Annotated in this window: 10 protein-coding genes; 7 read left to right on the top strand and 3 right to left on the bottom strand. The window is 63.1% G+C overall.

Annotation, left to right across the window (positions count from 1 at the left end; translation table 11 throughout):
* Positions 1-207: 207 nt before the first annotated feature.
* Positions 208-5,019 (bottom strand): NAD-glutamate dehydrogenase, encoded by a 4,812-nt coding sequence (locus EV669_RS10925; RefSeq protein ID WP_132098691.1) that lies wholly within the window; start codon positions 5,017-5,019, stop codon positions 208-210.
* Positions 5,020-5,529: 510 nt separating this feature from the next.
* Between EV669_RS10925 and EV669_RS10930 the strand changes: the two genes are divergently transcribed.
* The 7 genes from EV669_RS10930 to EV669_RS10960 all read left to right on the top strand — a co-directional run bounded on the left by EV669_RS10930 (position 5,530) and on the right by EV669_RS10960 (position 11,695).
* On the top strand, positions 5,530-6,294 hold the full coding sequence (locus EV669_RS10930) for an ABC transporter substrate-binding protein (protein ID WP_132098692.1): 765 nt from the start codon (positions 5,530-5,532) through the stop codon (positions 6,292-6,294).
* A 75-nt stretch (positions 6,295-6,369) separates the two neighbouring features.
* Entirely contained in the window at positions 6,370-7,137 is a 768-nt protein-coding gene (locus EV669_RS10935; RefSeq protein ID WP_132098693.1) for an ABC transporter substrate-binding protein, read from the top strand.
* A gap of 54 nt (positions 7,138-7,191) precedes the next feature.
* Positions 7,192-7,881, top strand: a complete 690-nt coding sequence (locus EV669_RS10940) for an ABC transporter permease (RefSeq protein WP_054285896.1) — start codon at positions 7,192-7,194, stop codon at positions 7,879-7,881.
* Positions 7,878-8,609 (top strand): ABC transporter permease, encoded by a 732-nt coding sequence (locus tag EV669_RS10945; RefSeq protein WP_132098694.1) that lies wholly within the window; start codon positions 7,878-7,880, stop codon positions 8,607-8,609. The genes EV669_RS10940 and EV669_RS10945 overlap by 4 nt, the downstream gene beginning before the upstream one ends.
* Before the next feature lie 9 nt (positions 8,610-8,618).
* The gene (locus tag EV669_RS10950) at positions 8,619-9,761 is read left to right on the top strand and encodes a succinylglutamate desuccinylase/aspartoacylase family protein (RefSeq protein ID WP_132098695.1); all 1,143 of its coding nucleotides are present in this window, start codon (positions 8,619-8,621) and stop codon (positions 9,759-9,761) included.
* The gene (locus EV669_RS10955; RefSeq protein WP_054285898.1) at positions 9,758-10,573 is read left to right on the top strand and encodes an ABC transporter ATP-binding protein; all 816 of its coding nucleotides are present in this window, start codon (positions 9,758-9,760) and stop codon (positions 10,571-10,573) included. Before EV669_RS10950 ends, EV669_RS10955 begins: the two co-directional genes overlap by 4 nt.
* A 117-nt stretch (positions 10,574-10,690) precedes the next feature.
* Positions 10,691-11,695 carry a GlxA family transcriptional regulator gene (locus EV669_RS10960; RefSeq protein WP_132098696.1) on the top strand — a complete coding sequence of 335 codons (1,005 nt, stop codon included), beginning with the start codon at positions 10,691-10,693 and terminating at the stop codon, positions 11,693-11,695.
* A gap of 202 nt (positions 11,696-11,897) precedes the next feature.
* Here the strand turns inward: EV669_RS10960 and EV669_RS10965 are convergent, their stop codons facing one another.
* Positions 11,898-14,075 carry an ATP-binding protein gene (locus EV669_RS10965; protein WP_132098697.1) on the bottom strand — a complete coding sequence of 726 codons (2,178 nt, stop codon included), beginning with the start codon at positions 14,073-14,075 and terminating at the stop codon, positions 11,898-11,900.
* Between the two features lie 115 nt (positions 14,076-14,190).
* A complete protein-coding gene (locus EV669_RS10970) occupies positions 14,191-15,486 on the bottom strand; it encodes an adenylosuccinate synthase (protein WP_132098698.1) in 1,296 nt (431 codons plus the stop codon).
* Positions 15,487-15,507 lie beyond the last annotated feature (21 nt).

Below are 15,507 nucleotides of genomic sequence, written 5' to 3' on the forward strand. Positions count from 1 at the left end.
CGCTTGCTCGCCGCAAGCACCGATGGTCCGACAGGAAAATGCCCGGATTGAGGGCAAAGATCAGGAAGATCGAAAGCCGTTGCCCCAGTTCGGGGCGGAAAAGCTCAAGGATGGCGCAGCCGGCTCGAACAGGTGTTTGTCGCACCCCGGCAACAGAGCACAAAAAAGCCGGCCCCGCAGGGCCGGCTGAAACAGACGGGGAGAAGATCAGGCGAGCAGATGGTTGTTCAATTCGCGCATACCGGCCGAGAGCATGGCCAGATCCAACGTCTCGAACGACTGCAACTCGCCGAACATCTGCTGGCAGACTTCGACGTGGGCTTGGCGCTTGGCCAACCAGTCCTCCACGAACGCCCCTTGCCCTTCGGTTTCCTGCAGGGCCAGCTTCACCAGTTTGCGATGCAGGCGGTAGAGGTCGTCACGCAGGGCAGAGCGCGCCAGCGACTGCCAGCGGTTGTCGCGCGGCAGGCGTGTGATCGCGTCGCGTAGCCAATCGAGCTGCAGGGTGCGGCCGAGGCGATAGTAGTTGAGCGCCACCTCTTCCAGCGACAGCGGGCTACCCTCGCCGATCTCGATGATGTCCATCAGGGGTACCGCAAACTCCAGCCGTGCCAGCACTTGCACCAGCTCCTTCGGCAGATTCGGCATGTCCATGCGGATTTCTGCCTGCACCACGGCCGGGTAGTCCACGGCATCGATCAGTTGCGGCAGTTTGCCCAGCAGCATCTGCACCGGCTGTGCGTACTGGTCGATGACGGCGTTGACCGACGCGAACGGGCGCTTGTTGCGCAGCACCCAGCGGGTGACGCGCTCGACCAGCGTACGCACGCGCACCATCAAGTCCATCTGCTGATCGGCCGGCACACGGGTGTCCAGTGCCTCGATCTGGGTCCACAGGCGCTCTGCATCGAACACGCGGTTGGCAATCCACCATGCGCGGGCGATGTCGGCCGCGGAAAACGGCGATTCTTCCTGCAGGCGGAACACAAAGGTCGTGCCCATGCGGTTGACGATCTGGTTGGCCAACTGGTTGGAGATGATCTCGCGCTTGAGGTGGTGCCGCTCCATCTGCGCGCCGAAGCGGGATTGCAACGGTTTGGGGAAATAATTCACCAGCACCGGCAGGAAGTCCGGATCATCGGGCAGGTCGGTGGCAAGCAGGGCCTGATCAAGATTGATCTTGCTGTAGGCAAGCAGCACGGCCACCTCCGGCGTGGTCAGCCCCTGCCGCGCCAGGCGACGCTCGTTGATCTGGGTGTCGGACGGCAGATACTCGATCTCGCGGTTGAGCTGACCGGCCTTCTCCATCGCCGTGATCATGCGGGCATGGGTGGAAAGCATGGAGGCGGACTCTAGCCGCTTGATGGCCAGCACTTCGGTCTGCAGATAGTTGTTGCGCAGCACCAGCTGGGCCACCTCGTCGGTCATTTCGGCAAGGAGTGCATTGCGCTGCTTGAGCGTCATGTCGCCCGCCTGCATCACGCCGCCGAGCAGGATCTTGATATTGACCTCGTGGTCGGAGCAATCCACCCCGGCAGAGTTGTCGATCGCGTCGGTGCAGATCAGGCCGCCCTTGAGCGCAAACTCGATCCGGCCCTTCTGGGTGCAGCCCAGGTTGCCGCCCTCGCCCACTACCTTCACGTTCAGCTGTGCACCATCCACCCGCAGGGTATCGTTGGCACGGTCGCGTGCGTCGGCGTGGCCTTCAGTGCTGGCCTTGATGTAGGTGCCGATGCCGCCGTTGTAGAGCAGATCGGCTTCGGCCTTGAGGATCTCGTGGATCAGTTCGGTCGGCGCCATGCTGTCGCGATCGGTTTTCAGCCATGCTTTGATCTGCGGCGACAGGGGGATGGACTTGGCCGAACGTTCGAAGATGCCGCCGCCTTCCGAGATCAGCTCGCGGTTGTAGTCGGTCCAGTTGGAGCGCGGCAGGTTGAAGAGGCGTGCACGCTCGGCGAAGCTGGCGGCCGGATCCGGGTTCGGGTCCAGGAAGATGTGCATGTGGTTGAAGGCGGCCACCAGCTTGATGTGTTCGGACAGCAGCATGCCGTTGCCGAACACGTCACCGGCCATGTCGCCGATGCCAATCACGGTAAAGTCCTGGGTCTGGGTATCGATGCCCAGATGGCGGAAGTGCCGCTTCACAGATTCCCAGGCACCGCGCGCGGTGATGCCCATTTTCTTGTGGTCGTACCCGGCCGAACCCCCCGAGGCAAACGCATCCCCGAGCCAGAAGCCGTAGGACTCGGAAACACCGTTGGCGATGTCGGAGAAGGTGGCCGTGCCCTTGTCGGCTGCCACGACCAGATAAGGGTCGTCCTCATCCAGACGTCGCACGTCAACTGGCGGCACGATCTTGCCGGTGACGAGATTGTCGGTGATGTCAAGCAGCGCCGAAATGAAAATCTTGTAGCAGGCGATGCCTTCGGCCATGAAGGCTTCACGGTCGGACGGCGCGGGCAGCTGCTTGCACACGAAGCCACCCTTGGAACCCATCGGCACGATCACCGAGTTCTTCACCATCTGCGCCTTCACCAGACCCAGTACTTCGGTACGGAAGTCTTCCATGCGGTCGGACCAGCGCAGGCCGCCACGGGCCACCTTGGAGCCACGCAGGTGTACCCCTTCGACACGCGGGCTGTAGACCCAGATCTCGAACAGAGGACGCGGCTGCGGCAGGAAGGGCACTGCATTGGACTGCAGCTTGAACGAGATGTAGCTCTTGCACTCGCCGGCGGCATCCTTCTGCCAGAAGTTGGTGCGGCGGGTAGCCAGGATCACCGACAGGAAGCCATTGAGGATACGGTCCTCGTCGAGGTTGGCCACTTGGTCCAGCAGTTCCTTGAGCTCCTGCTGCAGCGTTTCGGCCAAGGTATCGTTGGCTTCGGTGGGATGCAGGCGAGCCACGAACAGGGCCACCAGGCGGCGGGTGATCTCGGGATAATGGGCCACGCACTGCTCGATGTAGGCCTGGCTGAAGGTCAGCCCACCCTGGCGCAGGTATTTGGCCAGCGCGCGCACCAGCGAGATTTCGCGCCAGTCGAGCCCGGCGGTGAGGGCCAGACGGTTGAAGCCGTCATTCTCGCAGCGACGCGCGAAAACCTGCGTGAGCAGTTCCTGGAAATCGTGCTGGACTTCGTCGGACGTCATCTGCTCGAAAGCCTCGCCCACGTCCAGACCGAAGTCGCTGATCCAGATGCCGGTACCATCCGCCTTCTTCACGCAGTACGGATGCTCGTCACGCACCTTGACGCCCATGTTCTCCAGGATCGGCAGGCTGGCCGAAAGCCCCATCGGCTCGCCGGCGCGGAAGAGCTTGAGGTTGAACGTCTGTCCGGTGCGCTGGAACGGACGGTACAGCTTCATGGCCAGCGGTGCGCCGTCAGCAGCCGCTTCCAAGAGCTGGATGTCGAGCACGGCGTTGCGGACGGTGAACTCCTCGCGATAGGAGGTGGGGAAGGCATCTTTGTAGCAAAGGAAGAGCGCATTGCCCTTTTCCTCACCATGGGTCTCGATCAGCTGTTGATGGAGCTCCTCCACCCAGCCCCGCACCAGACGTGCGATTTCGGCCTCGATCTCCGCTTCGCGGAAGGAGGGCATGCTCGCAGCGTTGGTGCGGATGATGTAATGCACGCGGGCCAGCGTGGCATCGCCGATCTGCACGCTGTACTCGGCGCTGGTGCCGTTGAAGGCCTTCATCAGCGTCTTTTCGATCTTCAGGCGCACTTCGGTGCTGAAGCTGTCGCGCGGCACGTACACCAAGCTGCTCACGTAGCGGTGATAGCGGTCGGTGCGAACGAAGAGGCGCACACGTGGGCGCTCCTGAAGGCTGACGATGCCTTCGGCGATCGGGGCCAGCACCTCGGCAGGAATCTCGAACAGTTCGTCGCGCGGGTAGGTTTCCAGTGCAAAGTTGAGCGTCTTAGCCTTGTAGCTGTTGTCCACGTAGTCGCACTGGGCGATGACGTAGTCCACCTTCTGACGCAGGATCGGCACGTCCTTGGGCGATACCTGATAAGCCGAGGCGGTGTAAAGGCCGAGGAAGCGACGCTCCCCCACCACTTCGCCCTTGGCGTTGAAGCGCTTGATGCCCACGAAGTCCATGTAGGCGGAGCGGTGGATCATCGAGCGCGTCTGTGATTTGTTCAGGATGATCAGCTGTGGCAGGTGGGCCAGTTCGCGCAGCTCCTGCGGCAACTGTTCGAAACTGGCGGAGTATTCCTTCGTGCCCTGATCGCGCAGGATGCCCAGACCGGAATCTTTGACGATCTTGAGGCTGTCCTTGCCATCGCGCTTGACGAGGTCGTAATCGCAATAGCCGAGGAAAAGGAAGTGATTGTCGGCCATCCACTCGAGGAAGCGGGTGGCTTCCTGCGCTTCAGCTGCGCGCGGACCGGACAGATCGGAGAGATGGGTGGCGATCTCGCCGATCACCTGGCGCATCTGCGGCTCATCCTGTACCACGAGGCGGATGTCGTTGAGGACGCGCAGCAGTTCTTCTTCCAGCGACTTGAGGGTGGCGGCGTCACTGACGCGATCCATCTGCACGTGGATGAAAGACTCCAAGGGCAGGCTGCGGTCTTCAGTGCGCTTGAAGGTGGTGAGGTTGCCGCTCTCGTCGCGACCAACGGACAGTACCGGGTGCACCAGCAGGTGCAGGTTCAGGCTGTGACGCGCCAGCAGCATGGTGACCGAGTCCACCAGGAAGGGCATGTCGTCACTGACGATCTCGATTACGGTGTGCGTGCTCTGCCATCCGTCGCGCTCGAAATCAGGGTTGTAGATCCGTACCTTGGGTACCCCGGCCTTGCGCTTCTTGGCGAAGGCGAAGTGCGCCATGGCAGCACCGAACAGGTCCAGCGAAGAAAAGCGCCGCAGGTCTGCGTGCTCGGCCTCTTCGAAGTAGATGGGGAAGAAGCCGGAAAGCTGCTTGGACTCCTGCGAGGAAAGCTTGCTCTCGGCAACCGCCTGAATATCGTCAATCAGGCTCGCCAGTTCGGTCTTGTTGTTAAGCGACATGAGGCTTCTCTTGTTGTGAGCACAAAGATGTGTGGGCGCATTGTAGTAACCCCCACCCCAACGGCATTTCCAGAAAGCGACATCCTCTTACAAAAACCCAGGATGCAATGCAACAAGAAGGGCAACGGCGTTTACATAAACGCACGCTTGAGTGTCGTCATCCCTTACAGCAATGCGACGATGAATTACAGAAACAAACTTCTGCCCAAAGCACTGTTTTCATGTAAAAATACATGCAAATCATTGATTTATATGCCGATTCAAATTGTATACAGAGTTGTGTAAAATAAGTGGACAGGGTTTGAGGGCTTTGCCGGACAATCCGGCAGATTGTTGGCGCGTATCAATCATGCCAACATTTCCGTCAGCTTCACGGGCTGGCGAGGCACCCATAACACAAGATCCAGACCCCGACTCCGGCATGGCGCTCCCAGACGCCCGCCGGACGGCAAGAAGCAGGAGGCCGGTTTCGGCCAACCATAACGCCCATCGAGAAATAGAGACATCCGCATGAAAAAAGTTTTGGCTCTCACCGCATTGACCGCCTCGCTGTTCGGCATGGCCGCCCAGGCCGAAACCATCCGCTTCGGCATCGACGGCAACTATCCCCCGTTTGCCAAGCAGGGCCCGGACGGCAAGCTGCAGGGTTTTGACGTGGACATCGCCTACGCGCTCTGCGGCGCGATGAAGGTGACCTGCCAGATCGTCCCGCAAGACTGGGACGGCCTGATCCCGGCGCTTAACGCCAACAAGTTCGACGCCATCCTCTCGTCGATGTCGATCACCGACGAGCGCAAGAAGGCTGTGGACTTCTCCAACAAGTACTACCACACCCCCAGCCGCATGATCGCCAAGGAAGGCCTGAAGGTTGACCAGAACGCCTTCAAGGGCAAGAAAATCGGCGCGCTGCGTGCCTCCACCCAGGAGCGGTTTGCCAAGGACTACTGGGGCAAGGCGGGTGCAAGCGTGGTGTCGTACGGCAAGACCCCCGAAGCCTTCCTGGACCTGCGCTCCGGCCGCATCGACGGCGTATTCGTGGATGCCACGGTGGGCGAGCTCGACTTCCTGAAGACCCCGCAAGGCAAGGGGTTTGCCTTCGTGGGCCCCGACTACAACGAAGCCAAATACTTCGGTTATGGCGCGGGCATCGCGGTCAAGAAAGGCAATGCCGCACTGGTTAGCCGCCTGAACCAGGCGATCGAACAGATCCGCAAGGACGGCACCTACAAGAAAGTACAGGACAAGTACTTCACTTTCGACGTGTACGGCAAGTAAGACCGGCCGTCGTCCCGGCTGCCTGGCCTCCGGGCAGCCGTCTTCCTGTCCCTACAAGAAATCCGGAGAAACCTCTTGAAGAAGCCCTCGTTACTCCTGGGCGCGCTTGCGCTCGCCCTTTTTTCAGCCGGCGTGCACGCCGAGACCTTACGTTTCGCCACCGACGCCAGCTATCCGCCGTTCTCCAAGCAGGGCCCGGACGGCAAGATGATCGGCTTCGACCCCGACATTGCCCAGGCCCTCTGCGCCGCGATGAAGGTCAGCTGCGAAGTCCTTCCGCAGGATTTCGACGGTGCCATCCCCGCACTCAACGCCCGCAAGTACGACGCGGTGATCGCCTCGATGAACATCACCGACGAGCGCAAGAAAGCGGTGAACTTCACCGACAAGTACTACAACATGCCCAGCCGGCTGGTCGGCAAGGCCGGCATCACCGTGAACGACGCCTGGTTCAAGGGCAGAAAGATCGGTGTGCTGCGCTCCTCCATCCAGGAAAAGTATGCGCGTGACCACTGGGTGAAGCTGGGTGCCACCCTCGTCAGCTATGGCAAGGCCCCCGAATCCTTCCTCGACCTCAAGTCCGGCCGTATCGACGCCAGCTTCGTCGACGCTGCCGTAGGCGACACTGATTTCCTCAAGACTCCGAACGGCAAGGGCTTTGCCTTCGCGGGGCCGGAATACAACGATGCCAAGTACTTCGGTGAAGGCGCGGGCATCGCCGTGCGTAAGGCCGATACTGCCCTGCTGGCACGCCTGAACAAGGCGCTGAAGGACATCCGCGCCAACGGCACCTACGACAAGATCCAGAAGAAGTACTTCAGCTTCGACATTTACGGCAAGTGAGGCTAAGCGGCGGGCCGCATGCGCGGCCTGCCCTTACAGACAGGAAACACGAACATGCTTCTTCAGGGTTACCTGCCCAGCATCCTGGAAGGCGCCGTACTCACCCTAAAGGTGGCGGGCGCTTCGCTGATGGTGTCGGTGGTGCTTGGCCTGGTCGGGGCGGCCTTCAAGATGGCGCCGTCCAAGCCGCTGGTACTGCTGGCCGAACTTTATTCTACCGTCGTCCGCGGCGTACCCGACCTGGTTTGGATGCTGCTGCTGTTCTTCGGCGTACAGATGCTGATCAACGAGGCCTGTGCCAGCCTGGGCTGGCCCGCGCCCGAGATCGACTCCTTCTTTGCCGGGGTGATGACCATCGGCTTTATCTTTGGTGCCTACATGACCGAGACCTTCCGGGGCGCCATCATGGCCATCCCCAAGGGGCAGATGGAGGCCGGACGCGCCTACGGTATGGGCCCGCTGCGGGTGTTCTTTCGCATCACTGCGCCGCAGATGGTGCGCTTTGCACTGCCCAGTTTCTCCAACAACTGGCTGGTACTGGTGAAATCCACCGCACTGGTCTCGGTGATCGGCCTGAACGACGTCATGTACCGTGCCGATACTGCCAAGTCCATTACCCAGGAACCCTTCACCGTGTATGCGGTGGTGGGGGCCATCTTCCTTGCGATCACCACGGTTTCCGACCTGCTGCTCAAGTGGCTGGAGAAGCGGTATTCGCTCGGCGTGCGGGAGAGTGAACTGTGATCGACGTGCAATTCATGCTGGACAAGCTACCGGCCTTCCTCGGCGGGGGGGACGGCCAGCCGGTGTTCTCGGTAACGGACGGCCTGGTCCTCACGCTCGAGCTTCTGGGCATCTCGCTGTTCTTCGGCCTGTGCCTTGCCGTGCCCCTCGGCCTGATGCGGGTCTCCCGGAACCGTTTTGTGTCCGGTGCGGTGTGGCTCTACACCTACGTCTTCCGGGGCACGCCGCTGCTGGTACAGCTCTTCATCATCTATTACGGGCTGTCGCAGTTCGAGGCGGTACGCGAAAGTTGGGCATGGGCCTATCTGCGCGAGGCCTATGTGTGCGCCATTATTGCGTTCACGCTCAACACGGCGGCGTACACCACGGAAATTATCGCCGGCCAGATCCGCAACACCCATTGGGGCGAGATTGAGGCAGCCAAGGCAATGGGGATGAGCAAGGGACTGATGATGCGCCGCATCGTGGTGCCATCCGCCCTGCGTCGTGCACTGCCTGCCTACAGCAACGAGGTGGTGATGATGATGCAGAGTACGTCGGTAGCCGGGCTGGTGACGCTGGCAGATCTCACGGGGGTGGCCCGCCGTGTGTTCAGCGACAGCTATCTGCCGTTCGAGCCCTTCCTGACCGCTGCGGCCTTCTATCTGGCTCTGACCTTCCTCTTCGTCTGGCTGTTCAAGCTGGCGGAGCGGCGCTGGCTGGCGTACCTGGCCCCGCGCAAGCACTGAGGAGCGATCATGCAACAACGTGAACACCTCTTGCTCTCGCCGAGCTTGGGCACGCAGCGAAGCGTGACCAGTTTCCATTTCGGCCCTGAGGGCACCGGACGCAAGGTCTATGTCCAGAGCTCGCTGCATGCCGACGAGCTGCCGGGCATGCTGGTGGCGTGGAAGCTGCGGCAGCGGCTGGCTGCGCTGGAGGAAGCGGGCCGTTTGAATGCCGAGGTAGTGCTCGTGCCGGTGGCCAACCCGATCGGCTTGGCGCAGTCGTTGCTGGGTCTGTCGCTCGGACGCTTCGACATCGCCAGCGGACACAACTTCAACCGTCACTATCCGGCCTTGGCCGAGACAGTGCTGGCCGCGGTCAGCCACCGTCTAGGCCAGGATGCTTCGGCCAACGTGGCGTGCATCCGGCAGGCGCTGCGCGAAACCCTGGCGGCGCGTTCGCCGTCCACCGAGCTGGACAGTCTGCGCCTGACGCTCATGCAGCTGGCCTGCGATGCCGACGTAGTGCTCGACCTGCACTGCGACTTCACTGCTGGTCTGCACCTCTATACCCTCACGCCGCAGTGGCCGCAGGTGGAGCCGCTGGCGCGTCATTTGGGCTCGTGCGCGCAGCTCCTGGCTACCGATTCGGGGGACCAGCCTTTCGACGAGGCCTGCAGCCAGTTCTGGCTGGACCTGACGCGCTTGGCCGAAGCCGAAGCCCGCGCGCAGGAGCGGCCCGTGCCGTCCATCCCGCTGGCCACGGTCGCTGTTACCGTCGAACTGCGCGGTCAGGACAGCGTCAGCCATGCTCTGGCGGAGCAGGATGCCGACGGCCTGATCGCCTATCTGCGGGAGACCGGACATATCAGCGGTCCGGCTGTCCCTCAGCCACCGCTGCCCTACCCTGCCACGCCGCTGGCGGGCTCCGAGAACTTGGTGGCCCCCCACGCCGGCGTGGTGGCCTTCCACTGCGAACCGGGCACTCGCGTGACGGCCGGACAGCCCGTGGCCGACATCATCGACCCGATCAGCGGGCAGGTGACGCCGCTTGCGGCCAGCCATGACGGCATGCTGTACGCACGTGCCAGAGATCCTTACGCCCGACCGGGCACCTGGGTGGCCAAGGTGGCCACGTCCGTCGCGTTCAAGACAGGAAAGTTGCTAAGCGCATGAAACCGATCGAACATCCTTCCGTGGCCGCCGAAGTGCGCGGCACCTCGCTCAAGCTGCAGGTAGAAGACCTGCACAAGAGCTACGGCAACCATGAAGTGCTCAAGGGCGTGTCGCTCACCGCGCACGCAGGCGACGTGATCAGCATCATCGGCTCGTCCGGCTCTGGCAAGAGCACCTTCCTGCGCTGCATCAACCTCTTGGAGCACCCGAACAGCGGGCGCATCGCTGTGGCGGGCGAGACGCTTGGGCTGGTGCCCGACCGTCGCACCGGAGCACTGCGCGCAGCGGATGCGCGCCAGCTGGCGCGCATCCGCACCAAGCTGGCCATGGTGTTCCAGCACTTCAACCTCTGGGCACACATGACGGTGCTGGAAAACATCATCGAGGCTCCCGTCCATGTGCTGGGCGTGCCCAAGGACGAGGCCGTGGCCCGGGCACGCAAATATCTGGAAAAGGTCGGACTGCGTAACGTCGAGGACAAGTATCCAGCGCATATGTCCGGCGGCCAGCAGCAGCGCGTGGCAATTGCACGCGCCCTGGCGATGGAGCCGGAGGTGATGCTGTTCGACGAACCCACCTCCGCGCTGGACCCGGAGCTGGTGGGGGAAGTGCTGCGCGTGATGCAGGACCTGGCCCGCGAGGGCCGTACCATGGTGGTGGTGACCCACGAGATGGGCTTTGCCCGTGAGGTATCCAACCATGTCATCTTCTTGCATCAGGGCCGGGTGGAGGAGGAAGGCAACCCGCGCGAAGTGCTGGTGAGCCCGAAGAGTGAGCGCCTGGCGCAATTCCTCTCCGGCAGCCTGAAATAAACTACAATAGCGCGCACTGCCGCGGCCCAACCTTGAGGCCGCGGTGACAAAACCGACTTCGCCATGCCGTCATGCATGGCGTGTTTTTTGGTCTGACAGAGCGAGACAAGTACGCCGATGGGTTCCCCGACGCCAGCCGCCAAACCGCAACGCTACGGCTTTTTGCTGTTGCCCCACGCCTCGATGGCCGACTACGCCCTGGCCGTGGAGGTGCTGACGCGCGCCAACCAGCTGGCTGAGAAGCGGCTGTACGAGATGCTGACGCTCTCGGTCAAGGGCGAGAGCGTCGTCACGGCCAGTGGCCAGAAACTGGCGGTGGAGCTGCCGCTGGCCTATGCCCCGAAACTGGACGCTCTCTTCATGCTGGCGGACGACATTGGCAACGATGTTTCCACTGAGGAGCTCAACAAGGGCCTGGCCTCGCAGTCGCTGGACACCCTGCGTTTGGGGGGAATCGGCTGCGGCAGCTACTGGCTGGCCAAGGCGGGCTATCTCAACGGTGTACGCGCCACTATCCACTGGCAGGAGATCAGTCGCTTTACCGACGAGTTCCCGGAGGTGATCGTCTCCTCCAACCTCTACGAGATTGAGCCGGGGCGCATGAGCTGCGCCGGTGGGGCCGCCACATTGGACTTCATGATCTCGCTGGTGGCCAGCGAGCACGGCAGTCCGTTTGCCGCCCAGCTCTCCGAGCTGTTCAGTATGGAGCGTGTGCGTCCCGGCAACGAGCGCCAGCGCATCCCGCTTGCCACCCGCATCGGCGGCAGCCAGCCCAAGCTGACCGAGGCGGTCAGCCTGATGGAAGCCAACATCGAGGAGCCGCTCACCACCGACGACATCGCCTATTACGTGGGGGTGTCACGACGCCAGCTGGAGCGGCTGTTCAAGCAGTACCTGAATACCGTCCCCTCCAAGTACTATCTGGAACTGCGCCTCAACCGGGCGCGGCAGCTGCTGCAGCAGACCAGCAAGTCGATCGTACAGATCGGCCTGGCCTGCGGCTTCTCCAGTGGCCCGCACTTCTCAAGCACCTATCGCAACCATTTCGGGATCACGCCACGCGAGGAACGCGCCCAGCGCACGCATACCTTCGTGGAAAGCCGCACTCCGACTGCCGGCTGAGCCGCAGCAGCCGCACGCGCCCGGCGGTTGCAGCGCAGATTGAAGGATATCCGGAAGCACCCGCGTGCCCCCTCCTAAGCGCACCGCAGGCTGCATTCCTTCCTGCGCCCAGCCCACGGCAGGGGCCTTGCCCCTGTTCTTCCGCATTGCTCTTGTCCTCTACCGGCGGTGCGGCCCACACCTTGATGTGATAGCGTCCGCCCTAACGGGGTAAACGGCCGACAGGCAGGGCCGTTGTGGGAGGCTCGGCGGCCAGGGGCAGGCATACGCGGAAGACTGCGCCCCCCGACGCTGGTGTCTCCACCTCGATGCGCCCGCCGTAGCGCTCGACGATCGTCTGGCAGATCGGCAACCCCAGCCCCAAGCCTTGCGGTTTGGTGGAATAGAAAGGCTGGAACAGCCGGGCCTGCGCTTCAGGGCCCAGCCCCGGCCCGTTGTCCCGCACTTCCAGGCGGCCCCAGCCATCTTCGGCCAACGTGGTAAGTACGATATGGCGCTCGCCTACGGGTCGGGACTGCAGCACGGCAGTAGCGTTGGACAGCAGGTTGAGCACCACCTGCTCCAGCTGGATGCTGTCGGCCATCACCGGTACTGGCTGACCTGACAACCACTGCACCACTTCCACCCCGGCGGCCTTGAGATCGTAGGCGTCCAAAAACACCGCATTGGCCACAACCTGATTGAGGTCCAGTGGACGAACGTCCACTTCCTGATTGCTCACGAAGGCCCGCAACCGGCGGATGATGTCCCCGGCGCGGTCGGCCTGGCGCACCGCCTGGTGCAGGGCAGCGCGCACTTCGGGTACGAGCGAGGGCTCGCCCTCCTCCAGCAGCTCAATCGAGGCTTGGCAATAGTTGGTAATCGCGGTCAGCGGCTGGTTGATCTCATGCGCGAGACCGGTGGCCATTTCACCGAGGATATGCAGGCGATCGGTATGCACCAGCCGCTCCAGATGACCCTTCACCCGATTTTCACTGGCTTCTAGGCGCTCGCGTGCCCGCAGGGTGGCCGGACCGATGTCGCGGAAGGCGAACACGGCGCCCGTGAGGTGGCCATCCTGGGCCCGACAGGGGGCCACTGCCCCCTCTACCATGCGCGTGCGGCCGTTCGGCAGCTGCAGCACGCAGTTTTCGGGCAGCTCCACTGGCACCTGCAGGCGGAAGCAGCTGGCCACCGGGTCTTCGGCCAACCCTTCGGCCAGCTCGTAGCGCAGCACCATCACTGTGCCCACCGGCTGGCCGATCACCTCGGTCTGCGGCCGCTCCAGCAGCGCCAGCGCCATCGGATTGGCCAGCACGATCCGCTGCGCTGCATCCAGGGTCAGCACCCCGTCGTGAATCGCCGACAGGGTAACAGCGGCCTCTTCCTCCCGGTCGAAAAGGCGTGCATCCGCGCGCTGTCGTGCCGCCCGCAGGCTGGCGAGCGCACGCTGGGCACGCCAGAGCGCCAGGGTAAGCAGCCATCCGAATAACAGCCCCAGCACCAGGCGCCCGTACTCGAGCGTTTTCCAAGGAACAAACTGCCGGAAGGTCAATTGCAGCCGCTGCGAATCGGTGGGTAGCCAAACTGTGCGCTGAAGCGTCCACAAGGTGCCGGCATTCTGGGTCGTCGGCCCCACGGCAAAGAGAGGCTCTGTATGCGTGGTGGGAGTGGCCATCGCCAGGGCAATGTCCGGATGAAGCGCCACCGACTGTAACAGTTGCTGGCCATCCACCAGCACCGCCACCAACCCCCACGGGCGGGCAGGAGCCTGATCATCGCCCAGATAGAAGGGGCGCATCATGAAGTAGACCTTGCGTCCTGACAGTACATGGAAGGGCGGAGAGGTCACGGTGCCGCCAGTGGACAGCGCCAACTGCGCGGCCGGCCCCAGATCCTGGTTGTGCAGGATGTCGAAACCGTAGACCGGCTGCACCCCCGGATGATCGGGCTCGATCAGGGTGGCGATCAGGTAGGAAGGCCGTGCCGGGGCGGGATGCCACACCCGGCGTCCGTCCACGTTGAAATCACGCACCAGCGGCCTTCCCAGCGAGGCCCGCCAGCGGGCCTCCAGCCGGAAGCGCTCGCGCTCGCCGATGAGACGGAACACCTCGGCCGAATACAGAAAGCGCTCCTGCCCCAGCAGGCGCTGCGCCACGCGGCGCCAAGCCTCCGGCTGGAAGTCACGCTCCGAGGCGGCCTGCGCCTCCAGCGCCCTGAGCAGCATGTCGGTTTTTTCGAGGCGGCGGCCGATCTCGGTCTGGAGACGCTCAGTTTCCAGGATGAACGCCGTCTGCGCCCGCCGGTACTCCAGCGCCCCCCACAAGGCGAAAACGAGGGCGGTCACCCCCAGAAGCGCCAACAGCAGGGGACGCCGCCATGTCATTGCCACAGACGCCATGCTGGCGCGCCCTTCCGGATAAAACCCGTATTCTAGTGGAGCAGCAGGCAGAGCGGTCAAAGACGCCCAGCAAAAAGCCCGGCGCTAGGCCGGGCTTTCAGGAGGCAACAGGCGCTTACAGGCCGAACGGATGACGCATCACGATGGTTTCCTCGCGGTCCGGACCGGTGGAGATAATGTCCACCGGCGCACCGCAGACCTCGGCAATGCGCTTGAGGTAGGCTTGGGCATTGGCGGGCAGGTCTTCCCAGCGCTTGAGGCCGAAAGTGGTCTCGCTCCAGCCAGGCAGCGTTTCGTAGACGGGCTCGCACTTGGATACGGCATCGGAGCCAAACGGCAGGATGTCCACTTCCTTGCCGTCGATACGGTAGCCGACGCACAGCTTGATCTCATCCAGGCCGTCCATCACGTCCAGCTTGGTCACGCACAGTCCGGACACCCCGTTGATCTGGATCGAGCGCTTGAGCGCGGCAGCATCGAACCAGCCGCAGCGGCGTGGACGCCCCGTGACGGAGCCGAACTCGTTGCCACGCTTGGCGAGGAAGGCGCCGATCTCGTTGTCCTGCTCGGTCGGGAACGGCCCCGAACCCACGCGGGTGGTGTACCCCTTCACGATGCCCAGCACGTAATCGAGCATCTGCGGCGCCACGCCCGCGCCCGGTGCGGCAGCCCCGGCCACGCAGTTGGAGGAGGTCACGAACGGGTAGGTCCCGTGATCGATATCCAAGAGTGTGCCCTGAGCGCCTTCGAACAACAGCGGTACGCCGGCCGCGTTCAGGTCGTACAGCGTGCGCGACACATCGGCCACCATGGGCTTGATGCGCTCGGCCAGCACCATGGTCTGCTCCAGGATGGCATCCGCATCCACCGGGTCAGCCTTGAAATACTGGGTCAGCTGGAAGTTGTAGAAGGCCACATTCTCGCGCAGCTTGCTCTCGAAGCGCTCGCGGTCGAAAAGGTCGATCACGCGCAGGGCCCGGCGGGCCACCTTGTCTTCGTAGCACGGCCCGATGCCGCGGCCGGTAGTGCCGATCTTGCCGGCCCCCTTGGCGGCCTCGCGGGCTTGGTCCAGCGCCACATGGTAGGGCAGGATCAGCGGGCAGGCCTCGGCGATCTTGAGGCGGGAAGCCACGTCCACGCCTGCGGCCTCCAGCTCGTCGATCTCCTTGAGCAGGGCTTCGGGAGAGAGGACCACCCCGTTGCCGATATAGCAGTCCACACCTTCACGCAGGATGCCGGAGGGAATCAGCCGCAGCACGGTCTTCTTGCCGCCCACCACCAAGGTGTGGCCGGCATTGTGGCCGCCCTGGAAGCGCACCACGCCCCGCGCGTGATCGGTCAGCCAGTCAACGATCTTGCCCTTGCCTTCGTCACCCCACTGGGTTCCGATCACGACAACATTTCTGGACATTGGAAAAGCCTCTTCGTCTGT

The sequence above is a fragment of the Gulbenkiania mobilis genome, from assembly GCA_004346645.1.
In the GTDB taxonomy this organism is placed as follows: domain Bacteria; phylum Pseudomonadota; class Gammaproteobacteria; order Burkholderiales; family Chromobacteriaceae; genus Gulbenkiania; species Gulbenkiania mobilis.

What these genes read in the sequence shown, in the direction of transcription:
- EV669_RS10965 (WP_132098697.1), bottom strand. Translation starts at nt 14,075, where the DNA reads ATGGCGTCTGTGGCAATGACATGGCGGCGTCCCCTGCTGTTGGCGCTT.
- EV669_RS10950 (WP_132098695.1), top strand. Translation starts at nt 8,619, where the DNA reads ATGCAACAACGTGAACACCTCTTGCTCTCGCCGAGCTTGGGCACGCAG.
- EV669_RS10955 (WP_054285898.1), top strand. Translation starts at nt 9,758, where the DNA reads ATGAAACCGATCGAACATCCTTCCGTGGCCGCCGAAGTGCGCGGCACC.
- EV669_RS10925 (WP_132098691.1), bottom strand. Translation starts at nt 5,019, where the DNA reads ATGTCGCTTAACAACAAGACCGAACTGGCGAGCCTGATTGACGATATT.
- EV669_RS10970 (WP_132098698.1), bottom strand. Translation starts at nt 15,486, where the DNA reads ATGTCCAGAAATGTTGTCGTGATCGGAACCCAGTGGGGTGACGAAGGC.
- EV669_RS10930 (WP_132098692.1), top strand. Translation starts at nt 5,530, where the DNA reads ATGAAAAAAGTTTTGGCTCTCACCGCATTGACCGCCTCGCTGTTCGGC.
- EV669_RS10960 (WP_132098696.1), top strand. Translation starts at nt 10,691, where the DNA reads ATGGGTTCCCCGACGCCAGCCGCCAAACCGCAACGCTACGGCTTTTTG.
- EV669_RS10940 (WP_054285896.1), top strand. Translation starts at nt 7,192, where the DNA reads ATGCTTCTTCAGGGTTACCTGCCCAGCATCCTGGAAGGCGCCGTACTC.